Annotated in this window: 20 protein-coding genes and 1 riboswitch; of the genes, 3 read left to right on the forward strand and 17 right to left on the reverse strand. The window is 46.7% G+C overall.

The window, feature by feature from the left end; translation table 11 throughout:
- Positions 1-63 precede the first annotated feature (63 nt).
- The 3 genes from NE638_RS04295 to NE638_RS04305 all read right to left on the reverse strand — a co-directional run bounded on the left by NE638_RS04295 (position 64) and on the right by NE638_RS04305 (position 2,407).
- A complete protein-coding gene (locus NE638_RS04295) occupies positions 64-807 on the reverse strand; it encodes an amino acid ABC transporter ATP-binding protein (protein ID WP_021651603.1) in 744 nt (247 codons plus the stop codon).
- On the reverse strand, positions 794-1,486 hold the full coding sequence (locus NE638_RS04300) for an amino acid ABC transporter permease (protein ID WP_059086976.1): 693 nt from the start codon (positions 1,484-1,486) through the stop codon (positions 794-796). The genes NE638_RS04295 and NE638_RS04300 overlap by 14 nt, the downstream gene beginning before the upstream one ends.
- A gap of 144 nt (positions 1,487-1,630) precedes the next feature.
- Positions 1,631-2,407 (reverse strand): transporter substrate-binding domain-containing protein, encoded by a 777-nt coding sequence (locus NE638_RS04305; protein WP_015526132.1) that lies wholly within the window; start codon positions 2,405-2,407, stop codon positions 1,631-1,633.
- Positions 2,408-2,903: 496 nt separating this feature from the next.
- On the opposite strand from NE638_RS04305, the gene dapF reads away from it, so the two are divergent.
- Entirely contained in the window at positions 2,904-3,758 is an 855-nt protein-coding gene (gene dapF / locus NE638_RS04310; protein WP_173745811.1) for a diaminopimelate epimerase, read from the forward strand.
- 63 nt (positions 3,759-3,821) lie between these two features.
- Here dapF and NE638_RS04315 read toward each other — a convergent pair whose 3' ends face one another.
- The 14 genes from NE638_RS04315 to NE638_RS04380 form a co-directional block, all read right to left on the reverse strand.
- On the reverse strand, positions 3,822-4,136 hold the full coding sequence (locus tag NE638_RS04315; RefSeq protein WP_015526135.1) for an AzlD domain-containing protein: 315 nt from the start codon (positions 4,134-4,136) through the stop codon (positions 3,822-3,824).
- Positions 4,126-4,845: an AzlC family ABC transporter permease gene (locus NE638_RS04320; protein ID WP_015526136.1), complete on the reverse strand. Its 720-nt coding sequence runs from the start codon at positions 4,843-4,845 to the stop codon at positions 4,126-4,128. Before NE638_RS04320 ends, NE638_RS04315 begins: the two co-directional genes overlap by 11 nt.
- A gap of 231 nt (positions 4,846-5,076) precedes the next feature.
- Positions 5,077-5,517: a hypothetical protein gene (locus NE638_RS04325; RefSeq protein ID WP_021651595.1), complete on the reverse strand. Its 441-nt coding sequence runs from the start codon at positions 5,515-5,517 to the stop codon at positions 5,077-5,079.
- A gap of 1,097 nt (positions 5,518-6,614) precedes the next feature.
- Complete coding sequence (locus NE638_RS04330; protein ID WP_173745812.1) at positions 6,615-8,987, reverse strand: ribonucleoside triphosphate reductase; 2,373 nt, start codon at positions 8,985-8,987, stop codon at positions 6,615-6,617.
- A 214-nt stretch (positions 8,988-9,201) separates the two neighbouring features.
- Complete coding sequence (gene hflX / locus NE638_RS04335) at positions 9,202-10,437, reverse strand: GTPase HflX (protein ID WP_118608153.1); 1,236 nt, start codon at positions 10,435-10,437, stop codon at positions 9,202-9,204.
- A gap of 1 nt (position 10,438) precedes the next feature.
- On the reverse strand, positions 10,439-11,497 hold the full coding sequence (locus tag NE638_RS04340; RefSeq protein WP_022426860.1) for a tetratricopeptide repeat protein: 1,059 nt from the start codon (positions 11,495-11,497) through the stop codon (positions 10,439-10,441).
- Between the two features lie 8 nt (positions 11,498-11,505).
- The gene (gene glmM / locus NE638_RS04345; protein ID WP_015526146.1) at positions 11,506-12,852 is read right to left on the reverse strand and encodes a phosphoglucosamine mutase; all 1,347 of its coding nucleotides are present in this window, start codon (positions 12,850-12,852) and stop codon (positions 11,506-11,508) included.
- Between the two features lie 14 nt (positions 12,853-12,866).
- Positions 12,867-13,784 (reverse strand): nucleotidyltransferase family protein, encoded by a 918-nt coding sequence (locus NE638_RS04350; protein ID WP_015526147.1) that lies wholly within the window; start codon positions 13,782-13,784, stop codon positions 12,867-12,869.
- 56 nt (positions 13,785-13,840) lie between these two features.
- On the reverse strand, positions 13,841-14,917 hold the full coding sequence (prfA, locus tag NE638_RS04355; protein ID WP_015526148.1) for a peptide chain release factor 1: 1,077 nt from the start codon (positions 14,915-14,917) through the stop codon (positions 13,841-13,843).
- The gene (gene prmC, locus NE638_RS04360) at positions 14,910-15,797 is read right to left on the reverse strand and encodes a peptide chain release factor N(5)-glutamine methyltransferase (RefSeq protein WP_173741330.1); all 888 of its coding nucleotides are present in this window, start codon (positions 15,795-15,797) and stop codon (positions 14,910-14,912) included. Before prmC ends, prfA begins: the two co-directional genes overlap by 8 nt.
- Positions 15,784-16,782, reverse strand: a complete 999-nt coding sequence (locus NE638_RS04365) for a DUF1385 domain-containing protein (RefSeq protein WP_092073390.1) — start codon at positions 16,780-16,782, stop codon at positions 15,784-15,786. The genes prmC and NE638_RS04365 overlap by 14 nt, the downstream gene beginning before the upstream one ends.
- 92 nt (positions 16,783-16,874) lie before the next feature.
- Complete coding sequence (rpmE, locus tag NE638_RS04370; RefSeq protein WP_015526151.1) at positions 16,875-17,078, reverse strand: 50S ribosomal protein L31; 204 nt, start codon at positions 17,076-17,078, stop codon at positions 16,875-16,877.
- A gap of 105 nt (positions 17,079-17,183) precedes the next feature.
- On the reverse strand, positions 17,184-18,704 hold the full coding sequence (rho, locus tag NE638_RS04375; protein WP_173741329.1) for a transcription termination factor Rho: 1,521 nt from the start codon (positions 18,702-18,704) through the stop codon (positions 17,184-17,186).
- A gap of 251 nt (positions 18,705-18,955) precedes the next feature.
- Entirely contained in the window at positions 18,956-19,951 is a 996-nt protein-coding gene (locus NE638_RS04380) for an anthrax toxin lethal factor-related metalloendopeptidase (protein WP_227588573.1), read from the reverse strand.
- A gap of 160 nt (positions 19,952-20,111) precedes the next feature.
- Positions 20,112-20,199: riboswitch (cyclic di-GMP riboswitch) on the reverse strand.
- Positions 20,200-20,328: 129 nt separating this feature from the next.
- Between NE638_RS04380 and NE638_RS04385 the strand changes: the two genes are divergently transcribed.
- Complete coding sequence (locus tag NE638_RS04385; protein WP_173745813.1) at positions 20,329-21,246, forward strand: transglutaminase-like domain-containing protein; 918 nt, start codon at positions 20,329-20,331, stop codon at positions 21,244-21,246.
- 21 nt (positions 21,247-21,267) lie between these two features.
- Positions 21,268-22,311, forward strand: coding sequence for a type II secretion system F family protein (locus NE638_RS04390; RefSeq protein WP_015526156.1), 1,044 nt, complete (start codon positions 21,268-21,270; stop codon positions 22,309-22,311).
- Positions 22,312-22,318 lie beyond the last annotated feature (7 nt).

Here is a 22,318-nt window from a genome sequence, read left to right on the forward strand (position 1 = left end):
CCTGCAGCATTTCCACAGGAGGATCAAGCATCCGTTTTTAATATTCTTATATTTATAATGTCATTATAATGTCTTTGAAAGAAACTCTCGAAGTCTCTTATTCTTTGGATTTGCAAAGAATTCCTTAGGAGAGTTTTCTTCCTGGATCTTTCCTTCATCAATGAAGAGGACTCTGGTTGCCACCTCGCGGGCAAAGCCCATCTCATGAGTTACCACAACCATGGTCATGCCGGATCTTGCAAGCTCCTGCATCAGTTCCAGGACCTCTCCTACCATCTCCGGATCAAGAGCAGATGTAGGCTCATCAAACAGCATCACGTCCGGGTTCATGGCAAGAGATCTTGCAATGGCGATACGCTGCTTCTGACCGCCGGAAAGCATGTCCGGATAGGAATCTGCCTTATCCGGAAGACCTACTCGCTCCAGAAGCTCCAGTGCCGTTTTTTCAGCCTCTTCCTTACTCATAAGATTCAGAGTCACAGGTGCGAGCATAATGTTCTCTTTTACTGTCTTATGTGGAAAAAGATTAAACTGCTGGAATACCATTCCGATCTTCTGACGATGACGGTTGATATCCACCTTGGAATCTGTGATGTCGGTTCCCTCAAAGAGGATTTTCCCCCCGGTCGGCTCCTCAAGGAGATTCAAGGAACGGAGGAATGTAGATTTACCACAGCCGGATGGTCCGATAATGGCTACTACTTCACCTCTGCGGATCTGTGTGGTGATCCCGTTGAGAACCTGATTGCCGCCATAGGCCTTTTCAAGTCCCTGTACATCCAGAAGCACTTCATTACTTACGCTCATTGGTTCTCAGCCTCCTTTCAAGTCTTCCTACCAGATAGGTAAGAAAACAAACGATCACAAGATAGATCGCAGCTACTACCAGCAGCGGGAACAGTGCACTGTAGGTCTGGCTTCGGATAATGTCTCCGCCACGGGTCAGATCCATAAGTCCGATATAACCACTGATGGATGTCTCCTTCAAAAGTACGATCAGCTCGTTTCCAAGGGCCGGCAGGATGTTCTTGACCGCCTGCGGAAGAATGATCTTGATCATAGTCTGTGTATAGTTAAGACCCAGGCTCCGTCCTGCCTCAAACTGTCCCTGATCAATAGACATGATACCGGAACGGACGATCTCAGCCACGTATGCAGCAGAGTTCATACCAAAGGCGATAATGGCAACAACTATCTTACCCGGATCTATGGTTGCAAAAATAACATAAAATACGATCAGCAGCTGTACCATCGTTGGGGTGCCACGGATCACAGTCAGATAAACACGACAGATCACATTAAGGATCTTAAGCTTACCTGTCTTATCATGTGTAGAACGGACAATAGCAATGACAAATCCCAGAAAAATACCAAGAAGTACAGCAAAAAAAGTAATGATGATGGTATTTTTCAGACCGGACAAAATGAACTGCCAGCGATTGTCGTCCAGAAAGTTAAACTGAAACTGTTCAATAAGACTCAAAATTTCCACCCTTTCCAAAACTACAGGTTCCGAAATCCGGAAAACATACCCGGATATCCGGAACCTGATCATTCGCTACTGAACCCTGCAACGAATATCTGTTTCTCAGCTTATCCGTTCAGAATCCTCTGATTTCTCTGTGCAAAATTATTTCTTTACAATAACAACCTGCTCTGCAGTTGTGTACGGATCAGTGAAATCAACGCTCTTTTTACGATCCTCTGTTACTGTCATTCCTGCAGCACCGAAATCAGCTTTTCCGGATTTAACAGAATTTACGATCGCATCAAACTCCATATCCTCGACCTTCAGCTCATATCCAAGCTTGTCGCAGACAGCCTGAGCGATATCAACATCAATACCTACGATCTTATCTCCGTCATAGTATTCGTATGGCTGGAAGGTTGCGTTTGTTGCCATGGTAAGAGTTCCCTTGGAGTGATCTGCATCCTTAGGAGTCTCATACGGTGTCTTACCTGCATCATCACCGATGTAGTTATCTCTGATGGAATCCAGAGTTCCGTCATCCTTCAGCTCCTTCAGCGCTTCGTTGAACTCTTTGGTAAGGTCTGCATTATCTTTGGAAAGACAGATTGCATACTCCTCTTTATCAAAAATATCCTCAACGATCTCAAGATCATCGTTTTTCTCAACAAATTTCTTGGCAGGCTCGCTGTCGATCACTACGCAGTCAATCTTACCCTGTTTCAGAGCCATAACAGCGTCATTACCTTTGTTGTATCTCTCTACTGTTGCGTCTTTAACCTCTGTAGCGTCTGCATCACCGGTTGTTCCAAGCTGAACACCGATCTTCTTACCCTCCAGATCATCTGCGCTCTTGATCTCATCTGCTGCAAAAACAGCGGATGTCATAGAAACTGTCATAGCTGCTGCAAGTGCAAGTGCCATAAATTTTCTCTTCATTTTTTCTTCCTCCTGAATTCTATGTACTTTACGTTAACTGTCTCTCTGCTTCTGTCAGTCCAATGTTACTGTTCACTTCGTGACCAGCAACACGCTCCGCGATGCACAGAAATCATGCTTTTGCATGATTTCGCGCCGAGATTCTCGGGTTTTCTGTGACCTGTGGTCACAAAAAACACCTCGCGGAATATTACCAGTGAACAGTAACAGCACAATCCGTAATGTACAGCATAATTATACATCTCCATGCATATTACTTTGTTTTATGATACCATGTTTTTGACAAAATGCAAGCATATAAAACCCATAAATCCGAAAATCCACTTCTAATTTACCGGAATTCCACAGGGAAAATTCACTTTTCGATAACAATTGTCCAATATACTATACTATTAAAGGCAACAAATGGAAAAAACCTGCGTGTTTTTTCCATGGGGGCTTGTGCTCCAACAGAAAAAACAAGTATAATATTCAGAAACAAGAGGAGGCTACTATTATGAAATTCACGAAAATGCACGGCATTGGAAACGATTATGTATATGTAAACTGTTTTGAGGAGACTGTTAAGGATCCGGCCGCAGTGGCAAAATTTGTCAGCGACCGTCATTTTGGCATTGGTTCCGATGGTCTGATCCTGATCCGCCCGTCTGAGATTGCAGACTGCGAGATGGATATGTACAATCTGGACGGCTCTCAGGGTGCCATGTGCGGAAACGGTATCCGCTGCGTTGCCAAATATGTCTACGACCACGGCATTGTGGACAAAACTTCTTTAAGCATCGCCACAAGAAGCGGTATCAAATATGTGGATCTTACCATCCGCGACGGCAAGGCCTCCATGGTAAAAGTCAACATGGGCTCCCCGCTCCTCACTGCAAAAGAGATCCCGGTGGTTGCCGAAACCGAGCAGGTGATCGACGCTCCCATCACCGTCGACGGAAAAGAATATCACATGACCGCAGTTTCCATGGGTAATCCTCATGCCATCATCTACGTAGACGATGTGAACAGCCTTGACCTGGAAAAGATCGGCCCGTCCTTTGAAAATCACGTATGCTTCCCGGACAGAGTCAACACTGAGTTTGTTCAGGTGATCGACCGCCACACCGTAAAGATGCGTGTATGGGAACGTGGCTCCGGAGAAACTCTTGCCTGCGGCACAGGCGCCTGCGCAGTTACGGTAGCTTCCATCCTCAATGACAAGGTTGACGGCAGCAAACCGGTTACTGTACAGCTTCTTGGCGGAGACTTAAACATCTCCTGGGAAAGAGATGAAAACCTTGTATATATGACAGGACCTGCAACTACGGTGTTTGACGGAGAGATCGATCTTGGATTTTTAGGTGAATAAATGAAAATGGAGGGAGCTTTTCGAAACTCCCTCCTGCGTATTATATTTCCACATATCCCCTCTTCAAATAAATACCAGAACCCTCTCCACGATAAACACCGCCGCACATGCCAGCAGGGCTACTGTGATCAGGCTTTTTTCCTTATATGCAGCAATAAGTGCTACCAGGAAACCTGCTGCACCGGAGATGATGCTGTCTGTGGCCTTCAGGATGGCCGGGAAGGTCATGGCTGCCAGACAGGCATATGGCACATAATACAGAAAGGACTTGATAAACGGGCTTCTGATCTCGTTTTTTGCAAGAGCAAGGGGCAGCATACGGATGAGATAGGTGACAATTGCCATCACCAGGATATAGAGATATACATTATGACTCATGAACGGCTTCCCCTTTCTCTTCCAGCGGGCAGAAATAAGCCGCCAGGCCTGCTACCAGAAGTGTTGTGATAATGATCATAAATCCGGATGATACCTGTTTTAACACCGGTGTCACCGCAAAAACAGTGCTGACTGCCATGGATGCCACAACAACCCCAAGAACCGGTCTGCTCTTTTTGGACGGCGGGATGATGATGGCCAGGAACATTCCGTAAATGGCAACGCTCAACGCACTAAGCATAAAATCCGGCAAAAGGCTTCCGGAGATTCCTCCTGCCAGAGTTCCAAGAGTCCATCCGGGAATTGCCACGCACATGGCTCCGTAATTATAAAATACGCTGACCTTTCCCTCCTGGGCCGCACTGATCCCGAAAATTTCATCGGTGATACCAAAAGCAGCGATGTATTTCAGGATACCGGACTCCTCACGCCGGAATTTCTGGGACAGGGAAAATGACATCAGGCAGTATCTCAGGTTGATGATCAGCTGAGTCATTGCCATCTCCCACATGGAGCCTCCCGCAAAAATAATGTCCAGTCCCGCAAACTGACCGGCCGATGTCAGGTTGGTCAGGGAGATCAGAACTGCCTGCCAGATACGCAAGCCGCCGGCAACAGCCATCATGCCAAAGGTAAAGGATACCGCAAAATATCCAAGAGCGATGGGAACTCCATCCTTCATACCTTTTCTGAAACTTTCTCTTTTCATCGATTTCCTCCATTGTATGTACATTCCGTTATAAACGCAGCTGTGCCTACTTCTCCGATCTGTACAGCACTCATCAGAATCTCGCCACAGCTCGTTGTACATGTAAATAAGAGCGTGCCCGAAAACGTTTTTCCTGTTTCCTGACACGCTCTTTTATTGTAGCATTGCCCTGTCAAAACTTCAATACGTGAATACGTCATTCCTGTTTGTCATTTTTTCCGGAATATGTCCTTACGCTTCTTCAACTCCATCCGGATCTACCAGACGATCCAGAACCTTGAATCCATTGTTACGAAGAACGCTCTCTGCAACAAGGAGATCCTCACAGTGCATGATCGCTACCGGGACTTTCAAACCTCTGTGGAAAAAGGTGTAAATGTAATGAAGGTTTACGTTGCTGTCGCCCATGACGCTGAGAAGCTTGTCAAGACCGCCGATCTCATCCTGAAGATCTACCAGGATAGCCTGAGTAATACGGGTCATATATCCGTTTTCTGCCATGATCTGGTCTGCTTTTTCCGGATCATCACATACCATACGGAAGTTTGCGAACTCCGGTGCATCGAAACAGCCGAAGCCGTAGATGTCGATCTGATTCTCAGCAAGGATCTTTGTGACTTTCTGAAGACTTCCCGGAGTGTTTTCTACGAAGACGATATTCTGTTTTACCATGATGTGATTTCCTCTTTTCCTGATTATTTTTTCTTGTTATTGTTTTTCTTATTATTCTTTTTTTATTCTAGCATGAAATTAATTGGAAGTGAATCCCTTTCCGGGAGGAGCATTTCGCATGCGGCTGTGGATTCCCTTTCCAGGATGGGCATTTCGCATGCGGTTTTTCCTTTCCAGGGGGAGCATTTCGCATGCGGCTGTGCTTTTCCTTTCCAGGGGGAGCATTTCGCATGCGGCAGGTGCGAGGAGGGGAAGCATTCATAGTTGCGAAGGCCATCGTCCCCTCCTCGCGCTCCTCCCCTCCCGGCCACGCCGCTGTTCTGTGTTGTGGAATGCGTTACTTTTCTGACGGGGCGATGGATTCTACGGTATTGGATATTGTAGGTTGTGCCGATATAAGTAACTGATATGCTTTCTTGATTCAGCTCAAGCGGATATTCGCAATCCGCTTCGCTACTTGCTCATAACTGAATAACTGCTCCGGAGTTTATCAGAAAGAGCCTGCACTTCTCCTGATACATGCAAGTCCTCACCCACTGCTTATTGCTTTTCGCAACTCTGCAGGGGACTTACTTGATTCAGTTAAATATCACAGAATATAAATCTCATATCAGGGAACAGGCCCGCTATGCGGGCCGCTTTCTCGTCCGCCCTCATCCATTGGCTCAGCCTTGAATTCCCGATACCGTCGAATCCATCGCCCTATACAAAACATATCACACACCACAACGTACGCTCAAAAAAGCGTGCCCGGAAAGGGGGAGCGCGAGGGGGAAAAACGGGCTTCGCAACTTTGAGTGCTTTCCCCCTCGCAAATTTCCGCCGGGAAACAATTCCCGGATCCCCCCACGCGGTATCACAGCGATATACATATATTCGTACATTAAAGTGTAACACTTTCAATCATTAAACCCATGCATAAGTATACCATCCCGACATGAAATGTCAACCACCTTTCCACAAAAACGAAAATCCCCCCCAAAAATATAAAAACAAAAAGACAAAAAATAAAAAATTATATAAAAAAGACCAGACGCACATCCAAACAGACATGCGTCCAGCCATTTTAATTACAATTTACAATTGCCCCGAAGAGCTCAATCCAACTCTTCATCCACATACTTCTGAATGTTAGAAGCATTCACATACTTCTTAACCTGTGCCCCGTCAGTGATCACAAGTGTAGGCGCCTGACGGATCCCATACTGCTTGACAAGCTCGGGATTCTGCTCAGCATCGATGATCTCCAGTTCTTCGCCTTCCAGCATTTTCTTTGCCATACGGCAGTTTGGACAGGTGCTGGTCGTAAAAAGATATTTATGAGATTCCACAGGCTGGATCTCCACCTCGTCACCCTTCATGGTCATCACACTGGTGTGGACCTTTTTCAGCTGGGAATGGGTAATATCATAGAGGGTACGATTCTTGTACTCCTGGGTCTTACCATCATTCCAGTTCTGTACAGGGCGGTAATATCCTGTGATACGGCTGTAAACCTCAGCCTTCTTTCCACATTTCGGGCAGGTAAAGTGCTCGCCGCTAATGTAGCCATGCTCCTGACATACGGAATAGGTCGGTGAGATGGTGTAATAGGGCAGGCGATAATTCTCTGCGATCTTACGTACCAACGCTGCCGCTGCCTTCCAGTCCGGAAGCTTCTCCCCAAGGAATGCATGGAATACGGTTCCTGAAGTATACAGAGTCTGCAGATCGTCTTGAATATCCAGTGCATCAAAAATATCCGCAGTGTAATCAACCGGCAGATGAGAACTGTTTGTGTAATACGGAGTGTCGCCCTCTTTTCCTGCTGTTTTGATATCCGCATAACGGCTTCTGTCGTGTTTGGCAAGACGGTATGCAGTGGACTCTGCCGGTGTTGCCTCCAGGTTGAAAAGCTCTCCCGGATACTGCTCCTGATAGTCTGAAAGACGGCTTCTCATATGCTCCAGAACCTCTTTTGTAAACTTCTGGGTTTCCGGATCTGTCATGTCTTTTTTCAGCCAGCAGGCATTTAAGCCCGCTTCGTTCATTCCCACAAGACCGATGGTGGAAAAATGATTGTCAAAGCTTCCAAGATATCTCTTCGTGTACGGATACAGTCCCTCATCCAGAAGCCTGCTGATCACATCTCTCTTGATATGAAGAGATCTTGCGGAGATATCCATCATGTGGTCCAGGCGCTGATAAAATTCCTTCGGCGTTCTGGAAAGATATGCGATACGCGGCATATTGATGGTAACAACGCCTACAGAGCCTGTGCTCTCACCGGAGCCAAAGAATCCACCACTCTTTTTGCGGAGCTCACGGAGATCCAGACGGAGGCGGCAGCACATGCTGCGGATGTCGCTTGGCTTCATATCACTGTTGATATAATTGGAAAAATACGGAGTACCGTACTTGGAAGTCATCTCAAAGAGAAGACGGTTGTTCTCGGTATCAGACCAGTCGAATTCCTTTGTGATGGAGTAGGTCGGGATCGGATACTGGAATCCACGTCCGTTGGCATCTCCCTCGATCATGGTCTCGATAAATGCCTTGTTGACCATATCCATTTCTTTCTTACAGTCCTTATATTTGAAATCCATGTCCTTGCCGCCTACGATAGCCGGAAGCTCTGCAAGGTCGTCCGGAACGGTCCAGTCCAGTGTAATGTTGGAAAATGGTGCCTGAGTGCCCCAGCGGCTTGGAGTATTTACGCCATATACAAAGGACTCAATACATTTCTTAACCTCCGGATAGGAAAGGTTGTCTGCCTTTACAAAAGGTGCCAGATAAGTATCAAAGGATGAAAATGCCTGTGCGCCCGCCCACTCGTTCTGCATGATACCCAGGAAATTCACCATCTGGTTGCAGAGTACACTTAAATGCTTTGCAGGTGCAGAAGTGATCTTACCCTCAATACCACCAAGTCCCTCTCGGATCAGCTGCTTCAGGGACCAGCCTGCACAGTAACCGGTCAGCATGGACAGATCATGGATATGGATATCTGCATTTCTGTGTGCATCTGCGATCTCGTTGTCGTAGATCTCAGACAGCCAGTAGTTTGCGGTAACTGCTCCGGAGTTGCTTAGGATCAGACCTCCTACAGAATAAGTAACCGTTGAGTTCTCCTTTACACGCCAGTCCTCAACCTTTACATAGCTGTTTACGATCTCTTTATAGTCAAGGATGGTGGATTTCATATTGCGGATCTTCTCACGCTGCTTACGATAAAGGATATACGCCTTGGCAACATCAGAATATCCGGCCTGGATCAGTACGTTCTCCACACTGTCCTGGATATCCTCAACAGAAATCCGGTTGTTCTCGATCTTATTCTGAAAATCCGCTGTAACACGAAGTCCCAGAAGATCGATCATATCCGAACTGTAATTCTTACCTTTGGCATCAAATGCCTTATCAATTGCCGCGGTGATCTTCCCCATTTTAAATTCGTCTAATTCACCGTCTCTTTTTACTACCTGAAACATAAGAAAATGCCTCCCTCATGCATTTATTTATAAGCGGATATTCCATTCCGCCTCACTTGCCTGCTTACGAACACACTCCGTTTCACGATCTGTGTTCAAAGCGCTGTAGGCTTATTGTATCAGACACGCCTCTTTGCGTCAACATAAAAAGCACCATATATAGTGCCCGTTTTGTTCACGGTACTATATATGGTACTGAGTAGATATTTTAACATTATGTGACTTTCGGATAGATTTCCCGCGGAACTCTTGCTTTTACAGCAATCCCTCCTTCGGTATACTCTTCCGAAAGAAGCTGTCCATACTCACGGATCAGCTGGATCTGACCGGCCTCCGAATAAGGAAAAAGCCGTTCCATATAAATCTGTCCTTCTGCCAGTATCTCAGAAAGAAGCTGCTTAAATTCCTCAAGCCCCTCTCCTGTCCGTGCGGAAATCTTTAGCGTATGGTCTGCTCGGAGATCCCGAAAGCTCTCCCCGGAAACACGATCCTGCTTGTTAAAAAGTGTGATCGTCTTTTTTCCCAAAGCACCAAGCTCTTTCAGGGTTTCATATACGATATGCATCTGTATCTCCGCCTGAGGATTGGATGCATCTACCACATGAATGATATAATCTGCATATTTGGCTTCCTCCAGAGTACTCTTGAAGGCTTCCACCAAATTGTGGGGAAGCTTGCGGATAAAGCCTACGGTATCCGTAAGAAGAAGCTGCTGTCCGTCATCCAGTGTCAGAAGACGGGTAGTCGGATCCAGTGTGGCAAACAGCTTATCCTCCGAAAGCACCGAAGCGCCTGTCAGTGTATTCAGAAGCGTTGACTTTCCTGCATTGGTATAGCCAACAATGGCTGCTGTCTTCAGATTTCCCACAGCTCTTCTGGAACGGATCAGCTCTCTGTGCTTTTCTACCTGGGAAAGCTCCTGCTTCAGTGCGGATATCCTGTTCCGGATCAGACGACGGTCTGTCTCCAGCTTTTTCTCACCAGGGCCTCTGGTTCCGATTCCTCCTCCAAGTCGCGAAAGAGAAGAACGTAGTCCCACAAGACGTGCAGACCGGTAACGAAGCTGTGCAAGCTCTACCTGGATCTTGCCTTCACTTGTGACGGCACGCTTCGCAAAAATGTCAAGGATCAGCAGGGTACGATCCATAACCTTGCACTCCAGCTCCCGCTCCAGATTATTCATCTGGGCAGGAGAAAGCTCATCGTCACAGATCACACCATTGGCATCCAGGGCATAGAGAAGACCTTTTACCTCTTCGATCTTGCCTTTTCCGATATAGGTGCCCGGATGTACGGCCTCACGATTCTGAATGATCCTGCCTGCAACCGCCGCACCTGCCGTAGCCGCAAGTTCTCCAAGCTCATCCAGGGATTCCTCCATGTCATCCCCCCGATCTGCCTGGACACCGATCAGGATAACCCTGTCCTGTATTTCCTCAAAATATTCCATATCAGCCCTCCGAAGACGTTCTGGTTTTCAGGAAAGCCCGCTCTTTTTTTGCAGCGGAATCTTCAGGGAACATCTCAATATATTCCTGGACCTTGGTCAGTGCAGTAGCAAAATCCAGCTTTTTTTCATAGGCTACGATCTCATTGAACAGAAGACTCTGCATCTCGTCTGTGGTAGCTGTCGGAAGGCCTTTTGTGATGTTATCAAGGGCGGAATCATAATCTCCGCTTCGGATATCGCACAGTGCCAGACCATTATAGCCCTTGGCGGAATCACCCACTGCAGAAATATACTGCTTGTACATTGCCTGAGCATTTTCCACATCATCCTGGGCCAGATATACCATTCCCAGAAGAAGCAATGCTTCCGTATTATCCTTCTTGGTTGCTTCCAGAAGCTCTTTTTTTGCATTGCTGTAGTCTTCCATATAATAGTAGACACGGCCTCTGTCACAGTGGTCCTGGGCATCCTTGGCCTCAGAAGAAAGAGCAGCTTCCAGATATCTGGTTCCGTCCGCTTCCATATCCTTATCCAGATATGCCTCATAGATCTCGATCGCCATATCATAGGTGGAATCTTCTCCATAGGCCTGTTTGAAGTTAGATGCGGCTTCTTCGTAGGAATCCATGGCAAGGGCAACCTTTCCGGTGAGGAAATAACTGCCTGCATCCATGGAAAAATCTTCTCCAAGTGTCTGGCAGTCTGCCATGGCATCCTCGTATTTTCCAGACTTCAGCTCTGCAGTAGCCCGGTAGGACAGGATATCCTTACGAAGGCTTTTGCTTACTTTATCGCAGTTCAGAGCTTCCGTGAAGCTATTCACCGCATCCTCATATTTGCCAAGACGCAGGCTTGCGATACCTGCCCCGCGATAGGACTGTGCCAGCTTCACTCCGTTCTGGATCGAGCTCTGGTACTCCTCCAGGGCATACTTGTAGCTTCCCTGGGAAAGATCCTTTCCGGCCTGTTCATATATTTTTGTTTTTTCACTGCCACAGCCGCCCAGAAGCAAGGCTCCTGTAACGGCTGCAAGAATCAATACGGTCTTTGTTTTTTTCATGGAATTCCTTATTCTACAACAAGCCCTTCGGCTTCCATCACATCAACAACACTATCTACATATTTATGGCAGAGATCATCCGTTCCCGCTTCTACCATAACACGGATCAGCGGCTCTGTACCACTCTCACGTACCAGGATACGTCCGTCATCGCCAAGTGCCTCTGCGGCTGCCTCAATGGCTGCTTTTACCTTTTCGTTCTCCAGTGCGGTTTTCTTGTCGGAAACACGCACATTCCGGAGAAGCTGCGGATAAACCTTCATCTCCTTTGCAAGGTCGCAGAGTGTGGCCTTCTGATCCACACATGCCTCCATGATCATAAGAGAAGTCAGGATCCCGTCACCGGTAGCGGAATAGCGGCTAAAGATGATATGTCCGGACTGTTCACCACCGATACTGTAATTGTTTTCCATCATGTTCTCAGCAACGTATTTGTCACCAACTGCAGTCTGCTCATAGTCGATGCCTTCACGCTCCAGAGACTTGTAAAGACCAAGATTGGACATAACGGTTGTTACAACTGTATTTCCGTTGAGCTGGCCTTTCTCTCTTAAATATTTGCCGCACACATACATGATCTTATCACCGTCAATGATGTTTCCGCGGTGGTCTACGGCGATACAGCGGTCTGCGTCACCATCATATGCAAAACCGATATCCAGGCCTTTATCTACTACGAACTGTCTCAGAACTTCAATGTGTGTGGAACCGCAGCCACGGTTAATGTTGGTTCCGTTTGGCTCATTGTTGATCACATAGGTTTTTGCACGAAGTGCGTCAAAAACGCTCTTGGCAATGGCGGATGAGCTTCCGTTGGAACAATCCAGCCCAACCTTGATATTTTTGAAATCATGGCATGGGATAGAGATCAAATGTCCGATATAACGGTTTCTTCCGGATGCAAAATCCACAGTACAGCCGATATCTTCTCCGGTTGCCAGCGGAAGCTCCTCGATCTCGCCGTCCAGATATGCCTCGATACGTGCTTCAATATCTGCGGAAATCTTCTGTCCGTTCTCATTAAGGACCTTGATTCCATTATCATTAAACGGATTATGGCTTGCGGAAATCATGATACCGCAGTCAAAATCTTCTGTACGTACCACATAGGATACACTTGGAGTTGTGGTTACATGAAGCAGATAGGCATCTGCTCCGGATGCGGTAAGTCCTGCCGCAAGGGCATACTCAAACATGTAACTGCTTCTTCTTGTATCCTTGCCGATCACGATCTTCGCCTTGTGATCTCTGCCGTAATACCAGCCGAGATAACGTCCCACACGAAATGCATGATCTGCTGTAAGTTTTACATTTGCTTCACCACGAAAACCATCTGTTCCGAAATATTTACCCATAATGTTCTCCTTTATTACTGATACAGTCCTTCCGGATAAACGCCGTCATCTGTAAGTTTTTTGAATGCAGCCTGTACAGATGCCTTATCCTCCTGATAGGTAACACCGAACCACTCGTCCTTTGTCTCAAGAACATCTACCGCTGCTTTTCCGGAATGGATCAGCTGGTCGATAAGCTCAGGAAGAAGATACTCTTTTTTGATGTCTCCCTCTTTGATCCCGCCAAGGAACTCAACGAAGCCTTTCTCAAGGATCTCCATAAATTCCGGTGTCAGTCCCCACATATTCATGGAAACAAGGCTCTTTGTATCCAGTGTTTCTGCTGTACCATCGTCATTTCTTGTCTCTGCGCCGTCTGCTGTCTTGAAGATGTTATGTGTCTCTGTAACGCCCACAAGCTTACCATCCTCAATATGGCACACTCCTCTTGTGACGCTTCCGTTGTCACTTAATGTATTTCCAAGGCGGAAACCTGCCATGCAGATGTGCATCGGGCCATCCTGCGGATGATCCTGTACCAGGTAGTCATGCACCTTTACGTAGGCTTCTTTTCCGTAGTAGTCATCTGCATTGATAACAGCGAATGGCTCGGAAAGGACTTTCTTTGCTGCCAGTACAGCGTGTCCGGTTCCCCATGGCTTGGTACGGTCCGCCGGTTTTGTAAAATTGCCCGGAAGATCGTCGATCTCCTGGAATGCATAAGCAACTTCTGTAATGTTGGAGATACGGTCTCCGATCACTTTTTTGAATTCATCTTCAAGGTCTTTGCGGATGATAAATACGACCTTGTTGAATCCTGCCTCCAGTGCATCATGGATGGAATAGTCCATAATGATCTCGCCCTTCGGGCCTACCGGTGCAAGCTGCTTGATTCCTTTTCCAAAACGGCTGCCGATACCGGCTGCCATGATCACCAGTGCTGTCTTTTTCATTTTCGTTTCCTCCTGATTTATTATAATTTTTTGAACTCTGTAGCTGTAATCAGCGCTTACTCCTGTTCATTCAGCTTTGTCAGCTTTACTGCCTGGTCTGCTGCGATCAGACTGTCAATGATCTCATCCAGATCTCCGTTAAGGATATTCTCAAGACGATGAAGGGTAAGCTTGATCCTGTGGTCTGTTACACGTCCCTGAGGGAAGTTGTAGGTACGAATCTTCTCGGAGCGGTCACCTGTACCGATCTGGCTTCTCCTTGCCTCTGCCTCAGCGTCATGCTGCTTGGCAAGCTCCATCTCATACAGACGGGAACGGAGCACACGAAGTGCTTTATCCTTGTTCTTAAGCTGAGACTTCTCATCCTGGCAGGAAATCACAATTCCTGTAGGGATATGAGTAAGACGTACTGCGGAGTCTGTGGTGTTGACACACTGACCACCGTTTCCGGATGCACGGAACACATCGAATTTACACTCATTGAGATCCAGATGGAAATCAATTTCTTCTGCCTCCGGCATGATCGCTACCGTACAGGTAGAGGTATGGATTCTTCCGCCGGACTCTGTCTCCGGTACTCGCTGTACACGGTGAACACCGCTTTCGTATTTCAGTCTGGAATATGCACCCTCACCCTTGATCATGAAGGTAACCTCCTTAAAGCCGCCGATGCCGTTCTCATTGAGGCTGAGCATCTCGGTTTTCCAGCGGCGGGACTCCGCGTATTTCACATACATACGATAAATCTCTGCTGCAAAAAGTGCTGCCTCATCACCGCCTGCACCTCCACGGATCTCAACGATAACGTTCTTGCTGTCGTTAGGGTCCTTCGGAAGAAGAAGGATCTTCAGCTCATGCTCCAGCTCCTCCACTCTCTTTTTTGCATCGGAAAGCTCTTCCTTCAGCATTTCACGCATCTCTTCGTCCTTTTCGCTCTCCAGCATGGAAAGACTGTCCTCTATGGTTTCCTTGTTTTTCTTATATTCTTTATATGCGTCAACGATTGGCTGCAGGTCGCTCTGCTCCTTCATCAGCTTCTGAAAATGTGCCGGATCGTCGGTTACTCCCGGTTCTCCCAGCTCATTGAGAAGCTCTTCAAAACGTACCAGCAGATCATCCAGTTTATCAAACATGTATTTCCTCCTGTTTCTGTCCAAGCACCACACGGTCAAGGCCCGGCAGATCCTTTATGATCTGAACCCCGGTAAACCCGGCTGCTTTCATCATTGTACTGACTGCCTCACCCTGGGTGCAGCCGATTTCATACAGAAGCCATCCGCCTGGTTTCAGGTACCTTCCGGCCTCTGCTGTGATCTTTCTGTAAAAATAAAGCCCGTCTTCCATTCCGTCAAGAGCCTTCCTCGGATCATGAAGGCGGACTTCTTCCATCAGTGTTTCAATTTCTTCTGTTGCGATATAAGGCGGATTTGAAATAAGGATATCATATTTCCCACTATCTTTTCCACCTTTTTCACAAAAATACGGTGCTGAGAACAGATCGCTTTCCACAAAATCCGCCCGGTTCTCCACCTTTAGAATACCTGCATTCTTTTTTGCCACTTCCAGTGCTTCCGGTGAAACATCCACACCGGTCCCACAGGCATCCTGCCGTTCCAGAAGAAGGCTGAGCAGGATGCAGCCGGAGCCGGTACACATATCCAGGATCTCCGGTTTTTCCACATCCCCAAGGTGTTTCAATGCCTCTTCCACCAGAGTCTCCGTATCCTGTCTCGGGATCAGCACGTTTTCGTTTACATAAAACTCATAGCCCATAAAAAAAGCCTGATGAGTCAGCTGCTGTACAGGAATATGTCCTGCCCGCCTGTCGATCAGCGTAAGATACTCTGCTGCGGTCTCATCAGACACCGGTTCATCTCCATGCGCAAAATAATATGCCCGATTCCTTCCGGTCTTAAATTCCAGAAGGAGCCAGGCATCCAGCCCGGCTTCTTCCAATCCATTATCTTTCAGTATTGTTGTACCTTTTTTCAGAAGGGACTCAAGAGTCTGCATTTTCTGTCTCCTCTGTCTCATATGGAATGTCCAAGTCAAATTCCTCTTTCAGATAGGCTCTCCAATCAAAAACAGCCTCAACTGCTTTAATGGCTACCTCTGCCATATCTGCAGCAGGCTCCTTTGTGGTGAATTTCTGCATGGCAAGACCTGGTTTACTCATAATGTCCGCAAATTTACTGTCTGTTCTTCCTGCCCACTGGATGATCTCAAAGGAAATCCCCGCAACTACCGGTACCATGAGAAGTCTTCCCAGCAGTCTCACCCAGTAAAACGGCACCGCCACAAACATAAAATGCAGCACAATACTTACCAGCATGACCAGAAACAGAAAGCTTGTTCCACAGCGCTTATGAAACCTGGAGCTCTTTAACACATTCTCTACCGTCAGAGGCAGACCATGCTCCACACAGTTGATACATTTGTGCTCCGCACCGTGATACATAAATGTCCTCTGGATATCCTTCATTCTGGAAATCAGGAACATATATCCCATAAACAGTGCCAGCTTCACAAAGGCTTCCACTATGGTGACCAGAAATTCCGAAGCACCTACCCCTCGGATCAGACTGGCCAGTACATACGGAAGAAACATAAAAGCAGCCACAGAAACCACCATGGAGATAGCTACCGTAATGTAAAGAAGCCACTTGAACTGCTTATCCTCTTTGGCTTTCTTTGCAGAACGCTCTTCTTCTGTAAGCTGCTCATTCTTCCTGGCTGTTTCCTCATCTTCCTCGTCTCCTGCGATCTCCGCAGAATACATCAGGCATTTCGTGCCTACCACAAGAGAATCCACAAAGCTTACCACACCACGGATGATCGGTTTCTTCAGAAATGCGTGATTTCCGAAGATACATTTATAATCCTCTACCTTCAGCTCGATCTCCTGGTCCGGGCGGCGCACTGCGATAGAATATTTGTCCTTGTGGCGCATCATGATGCCTTCCATGACCGCCTGTCCGCCGATATTCGATGATCTCATTCATTCTCTCCTGTGCAAATTAAAAATTTTTCAGTTAAAGAAAGGTTGAGATTTCCCAACCTCAACCTTCTCATTTCCTGTATTCGCAATAATTACTTATTCAGGCCGTATTTCTTGTTGAACTTATCGATACGTCCACGAGCCTGTGTAGCCTTCTGCTGTCCTGTGTAGAACGGATGGCATTTGGAACAGATCTCAACATGGATGTCCTCTTTAGTAGAACCTGTTACGAAAGTGTTTCCGCAGTTGCAGGTTACAGTTGCCTGATAGTAGTTCGGATGGATTCCTTCTCTCATGATTTTCACCTCTCTATATATTTAATATTATTCGTATTCAATTGACGAATTCCATTTTAAACAGCTTGCTAAGTATAACATAGCTTTCCCTAAAATGCAAGGACTTTATAAAAATTTCTGTTTCTTTACAGTCTGTACCAGTTCTGCATTGTTCCTGGTTCTGGCAAAGGTATTCAGGATCTGTTCTACTGCCTCATCCGCTTTCATTCCGTTAAGAGCTTTTCGCATAATATAAACCGCTTCCTGTTCATCCTTGCTGAGAAGCAGATCCTCTCTTCTGGTTCCGGATTTCTGGATATCAATGGCCGGGAATACCCGTTTCTCCTGTAATTTACGATCCAGGACAAGCTCCATATTACCGGTTCCCTTGAACTCCTCATAAATAACATCGTCCATCTTGCTTCCGGTATCCACAAGTGCGGTTGCCAGAATCGTCAGGCTTCCGCCCTCGCGCATATTACGGGCTGCGCCAAAAAATCTTTTGGGCATATGGAGAGCCGCCGGGTCAAGACCACCGGATAAGGTTCTTCCGCTTGGCGGGATGATCAGATTATAGGCTCTGGCAAGTCGTGTGATCGAATCCAGAAGAATGATCACATCCTGTTTATGCTCTACAAGACGGCGCGCACGCTCCACAACCATCTCGGAAACTCTCTTATGATGTTCCGGAAGTTCATCAAATGTAGAATAGATCACTTCCACATTCGGTCCCTGGATCGCCTCTCTGATATCGGTAACCTCCTCAGGGCGCTCATCGATCAGAAGAATGATCAGATGCATATCTCTGTTATTCCTGAGGATAGACTTGGCAACATCTTTCAGAAGGGTTGTCTTACCTGCCTTTGGCGGAGATACGATCATTCCTCGCTGGCCCTTTCCGATAGGACTGATCAGATCCACGATACGCATAGCCGTTGTACCGCCTGCACGCTCCATGACAAGTCTCTCATTCGGAAAGATCGGTGTCATATCTTCAAAATTATACCGTCTCTGTCCCTCACTCGGATGGAAACCGTTAATGGAAGATACGTAGAGAAGGGCACTGAACTTCTCTCCCTGGGTCTTGATACGAATATTTCCCTGGATGATATCACCTGTCTTTAAATTAAAGCGGCGGATCTGGGAAGGAGAAACATAAATGTCGTTCTCACCCGGCATATAATTCTCACATCGGATAAAGCCATATCCATCCGGAAGGACCTCCAGGATCCCGTTAGCCTTTTCGCCACTGTCCAGCTGGGTGGATTCTGACGGGACATTCCCGTTCTCCCTTGTAGCTTCCCGGTTATATTCACGGTTGTACTCTCTGCGGATATTTGTGTTTCTGTGTTCCTGCTCATTCTTATCACTACGATATTCCTTCCGCTGCTCCTGAAGTCCTTCCCCTGCCGGACGGGTACGATATTCTGTTTTTTCCGAATCATAGCTTTTTTCTTTTACAGTATTTTCTGCCGGTGTACTTTTGTGTACTTCTTCGGGATTTCCTCTGTCGGACTCTTTGACGTCCTCCTCCAGCATCCGCTCGATCAGTGCCGGTTTTCTCAGAGTAGAAATTCCCTTCATCCCTCTCGCCTTTGCCAGATCCTTCAGCACCGCCAGAGATAATGATTCATACTTTTCTCTCATATTAAATCCTCTATTCTTAAATCTGATAAATTATATATTTGTTGTTTATGGAATCAGATACAACCTGACATGGCTGCACTTTTTTTGAATGAAAGCATGTTTTCAGCTTATGTTTCATTATACACACCTTATAGAGTCTATTGCAAGAAATATTTATCGACATTTTTTTTATACTTTTCTCACAAAAAAGAAAAAAATCTGCCCGGGAGATCTCTTCCCGGACAGATCCAACATTCCTGTATGCTTCTTTTTTAGCTCCAGAACGGTCCGTATATATCCATGACCCTCTGGATACGTTCATCGGTAATTTTATTCAGAGCCGCCACGATCGCTGCATACGTTTTTGGTCTCTGTCTCTTAAGTGTTGACGGACTTGTTACATACTCAAGCACTGATTCTGCAAAATATTCTGAACTGTTCTGCGTTGCATAGCTTCTGTTAATACCTGTAAATTTGGATTTTTCGCTGTTATAAACTGCGGCAAAATCACTTGTTCTGTCTACGTTTCCCGCAACAAAAGCAAGGAAATGTCCCAGCTCATGGTAGATTGTCTCATTCTCAAAACGAAGGATGATGCTTCTTGAATGTGCGTTAAAGCAGCCTCCGTAGTTAACAGACGGATCGATCGTTACAGTAAATCCAAGCTTCTTGTAGGCTTTGAGCACCCTGCTGTCCATCTTCGGTGCAATGGAAGCAATATTGCTTACTGAATATTTGCTGTCCATGCTGATGCTTTCTACTTTTTTTGTGGAAGCTGCATTCGCTTTGCCGGCAGTAGCTGAAGCCGCCATGACTGTTGTGGTCGTCTGAATGGTTGTAGTTACTTTCCGTGTCTGAACGGCTGTTTTTGATTTCTTTGTGTATTTCTGTGTTGTTGCAGTCTTAACTGTCTTTAATGTTTTTACGGTTGTATTTCTGTTTGTTTTCTTTGTGGTCGTACTCTTCTTATTGGTAGTCGGAAGCTTCTTGGTATAAGTCTTGGTCGCCGCTTTTTTCAGCTTAACTTTTTTTCTGGTTGTCTTGGTATTTGAAGTCGTTTTGGTAGTCACCTTCGGTTTTGAAGCAAGTGGAGTGTCGTCCTCTGTGATGGTAGTCTCCACTACCGGATCTGTAAAATTCGGAAATTCCGGAACCTGTGACGACTGCCAGACATTAAAGCCACCTGCCAGTACAATAACAGCTGCAAGGCATCCTGCTAAAGCTTTTTTCCTGCCTGTAAAAATTTTACGGATATCTGTTCTTTTCATATCATTCACACCTTTCTGAAAGCCGACGTTTCAGTTTCCAACCTAAACCGGATTTTAGGCATCAAAAAAGCCGCTTATTCTAACGAAATAAACGGCCGCATTAACACACAGATTCTTGTTCATAGATGTTATCTGAATACGTCATTAAATCGGAATTTAATGCGGCAACCGGCTGTCATAGTCATCCTTCGGACCTTAGACCCATGGCTTTGCGTCCCTGTCTTTCAACAGGTTTGCCTTTATATATAGAGTATATGTTTTTTTCCCTGAAATGTCAACATTTTCCACTGCATTTTGAGCCCTACTCCTGTCTTTTTTTCACGGAATCTGCTATACTGTTCAAAAAGAAAGCATGATATAACAGGAGAACGGAAACAATGTCAAAATTTTTACCAGTCCGTCTCTTTTTTGTATGGCTGCTTTTCGGAATCCTGCTGGCAGGCTGTGGAAATTCTCCTTCCTCCGATGAAGAACCTCCGGTATATTCTCCGGCCAGAGTCCTCACCCCGGAGGCCCCCGGCAAAAAAACACTGGGCAATTCCCCTCTGATCCTGGATATTTCCAATCAGGATCAGGGATATCTGACTGCAGAATCCGATTCCGATGATTCCCGCATGAACATTCAGCTTACCGCTCCCTCCGGTGTGGTCTATTCCTATTTTCTGGAACCTGATGAACAGACGGTACTTCCTTTTTCCGAAGGCTCCGGTGAGTATCTCATCACCTGCTATCAGCAGATTGATGGAAACCAGTATGCCGCCCTTTACACGGAAACGCTCACAATAAAGCTTCAGAATGAATTTCTTCCGTTTCTGTATCCAAACCAGTACGTGGACTTTTCTTCCAAAAGTGAAGCCTGCAAACTGGCAGCCTCTCTTGTCAAAGAAGACATGACCGATATCGACATCCTGAAAACCTTCTATACATATGTTACCAGTCATATTTCCTACGATTATGACAAAGCTGATTCTGTCGAAGCCGGTTATCTTCCTGATATAGATGATACTTTAAGCACCGGCACGGGGATCTGTTTTGATTACGCTGCACTGACTACTGCAATGCTCCGCAGCCAGGACATTCCCTGCAAGCTTCAGATCGGCTATTCCGGTGATGTAAAGCATGCATGGATCGATGTTTATATCCGTGGCAGTGGCTGGGTGACAAAGGCAGTATCTTTTGACGGAGACACCTGGAAGCTGATGGATCCCACCTTTGACGCCAACAGTGATGGTGATGAAGCGATCCAGGAATATATCGGTGATGAAAGCAATTATACGGTACAGTTCACGCGCTGACCTACTAAAGGAGACCTTATTATGAAAAACAAACTGACAGCCCGGGAATTATCCAGTTTCTGCGGGCAGATGGGAATGCTTCTGCATTCCGGCATATCCACAGCGGAAGGACTTCACATCCTCTGTGACGAAAGCAAGACCGATGCAGACCGGCAGATCCTCACACCCCTGATCCGTTCCGTGGAAGAAAACGGTTCTCTTTCCCGGGCTCTTGACGAATCCGGGATCTTTCCCACATCCATGACCGCCTATGTCCGGACCGGTGAGGAAACCGGCTGCCTGGATGAGATCATGGAAAGTCTCAGTTCCCACTATGAACAGGAGGAAGAAATCTCAGGACAGATACGGTCTGCAGTCACTTACCCGCTGCTCATGCTTGGCATGATGGCTGTTGTGATCCTGGTCCTTCTGATAAAAGTCCTGCCGGTATTTCAACAGGTATTTAACCAGATGGGAATGGAAATGAACGGGGTTTCCCGGGGACTTCTGAATGCAGGCAACGTGATCAGCCGGTATTCCTCTGTTTTTCTGATCCTCGCCGCAGCCCTCATTGGCTGCATCCTGTTTTTCAGTCTTACGGAAAAAGGTCACAGCCAGCTGCGAAAAATGGTCATCCATCTCCCGTTTTTCCGTGAGATCCCGGTTGCCATGGATTACAGTCGTCTGACCCAGGGCCTTTCCCTGGGGCTTCGAAGCGGACTTTCCCCGGAAACCAGCCTGGAGCTTACAAAGGATCTGATCTCACAGCCGGTGATACTCGAAAGACTCCGGAAGGCTTCCTCTATCCTGGATAGCGGAGAAACTTTTTCCAGGGCTCTTACAGAATCCGGTCTGTTCGGCGGCATGGAAGGCCGTCTCATCACGATATCCTTCTATTCCGGTTCCAGTGACGAAACCTTCCGCAGGCTTTCCCGGCAGTACACCGAAAGATCCATAGATCTGATCTCACAGGCAGTCTCCATTGTGGAGCCTACCATCGTGATCCTGCTGTCTCTTCTTGTGGGGCTGGTCCTTTTATCCGTCATGATGCCGCTTCTGGGGATCCTCTCAGATTTTGCAATGTAAGGTGGTG

The organism is Blautia sp. MSK.18.38 (assembly GCF_024460535.1).
Taxonomy (GTDB): Bacteria; Bacillota; Clostridia; order Lachnospirales; family Lachnospiraceae; genus Blautia_A; species Blautia_A fusiformis.

Coding starts and splice junctions, on each gene's coding strand:
- rho (WP_173741329.1), bottom strand. CDS start 18,704: ATGAGAGAAAAGTATGAATCATTATCTCTGGCGGTGCTGAAGGATCTG.
- NE638_RS04390 (WP_015526156.1), top strand. CDS start 21,268: ATGAAAAACAAACTGACAGCCCGGGAATTATCCAGTTTCTGCGGGCAG.
- hflX (WP_118608153.1), bottom strand. CDS start 10,437: ATGGAATATTTTGAGGAAATACAGGACAGGGTTATCCTGATCGGTGTC.
- NE638_RS04385 (WP_173745813.1), top strand. CDS start 20,329: ATGTCAAAATTTTTACCAGTCCGTCTCTTTTTTGTATGGCTGCTTTTC.
- prmC (WP_173741330.1), bottom strand. CDS start 15,797: ATGCAGACTCTTGAGTCCCTTCTGAAAAAAGGTACAACAATACTGAAA.
- NE638_RS04330 (WP_173745812.1), bottom strand. CDS start 8,987: ATGTTTCAGGTAGTAAAAAGAGACGGTGAATTAGACGAATTTAAAATG.
- NE638_RS04380 (WP_227588573.1), bottom strand. CDS start 19,951: ATGAAAAGAACAGATATCCGTAAAATTTTTACAGGCAGGAAAAAAGCT.
- NE638_RS04365 (WP_092073390.1), bottom strand. CDS start 16,782: ATGAGATCATCGAATATCGGCGGACAGGCGGTCATGGAAGGCATCATG.
- dapF (WP_173745811.1), top strand. CDS start 2,904: ATGAAATTCACGAAAATGCACGGCATTGGAAACGATTATGTATATGTA.
- NE638_RS04320 (WP_015526136.1), bottom strand. CDS start 4,845: ATGAAAAGAGAAAGTTTCAGAAAAGGTATGAAGGATGGAGTTCCCATC.
- prfA (WP_015526148.1), bottom strand. CDS start 14,917: ATGTTTGATAAACTGGATGATCTGCTGGTACGTTTTGAAGAGCTTCTC.
- NE638_RS04315 (WP_015526135.1), bottom strand. CDS start 4,136: ATGAGTCATAATGTATATCTCTATATCCTGGTGATGGCAATTGTCACC.
- rpmE (WP_015526151.1), bottom strand. CDS start 17,078: ATGAGAGAAGGAATCCATCCGAACTACTATCAGGCAACTGTAACCTGC.
- glmM (WP_015526146.1), bottom strand. CDS start 12,852: ATGGGTAAATATTTCGGAACAGATGGTTTTCGTGGTGAAGCAAATGTA.
- NE638_RS04295 (WP_021651603.1), bottom strand. CDS start 807: ATGAGCGTAAGTAATGAAGTGCTTCTGGATGTACAGGGACTTGAAAAG.
- NE638_RS04325 (WP_021651595.1), bottom strand. CDS start 5,517: ATGGTAAAACAGAATATCGTCTTCGTAGAAAACACTCCGGGAAGTCTT.
- NE638_RS04350 (WP_015526147.1), bottom strand. CDS start 13,784: ATGAAAAAGACAGCACTGGTGATCATGGCAGCCGGTATCGGCAGCCGT.
- NE638_RS04305 (WP_015526132.1), bottom strand. CDS start 2,407: ATGAAGAGAAAATTTATGGCACTTGCACTTGCAGCAGCTATGACAGTT.
- NE638_RS04340 (WP_022426860.1), bottom strand. CDS start 11,497: ATGAAAAAAACAAAGACCGTATTGATTCTTGCAGCCGTTACAGGAGCC.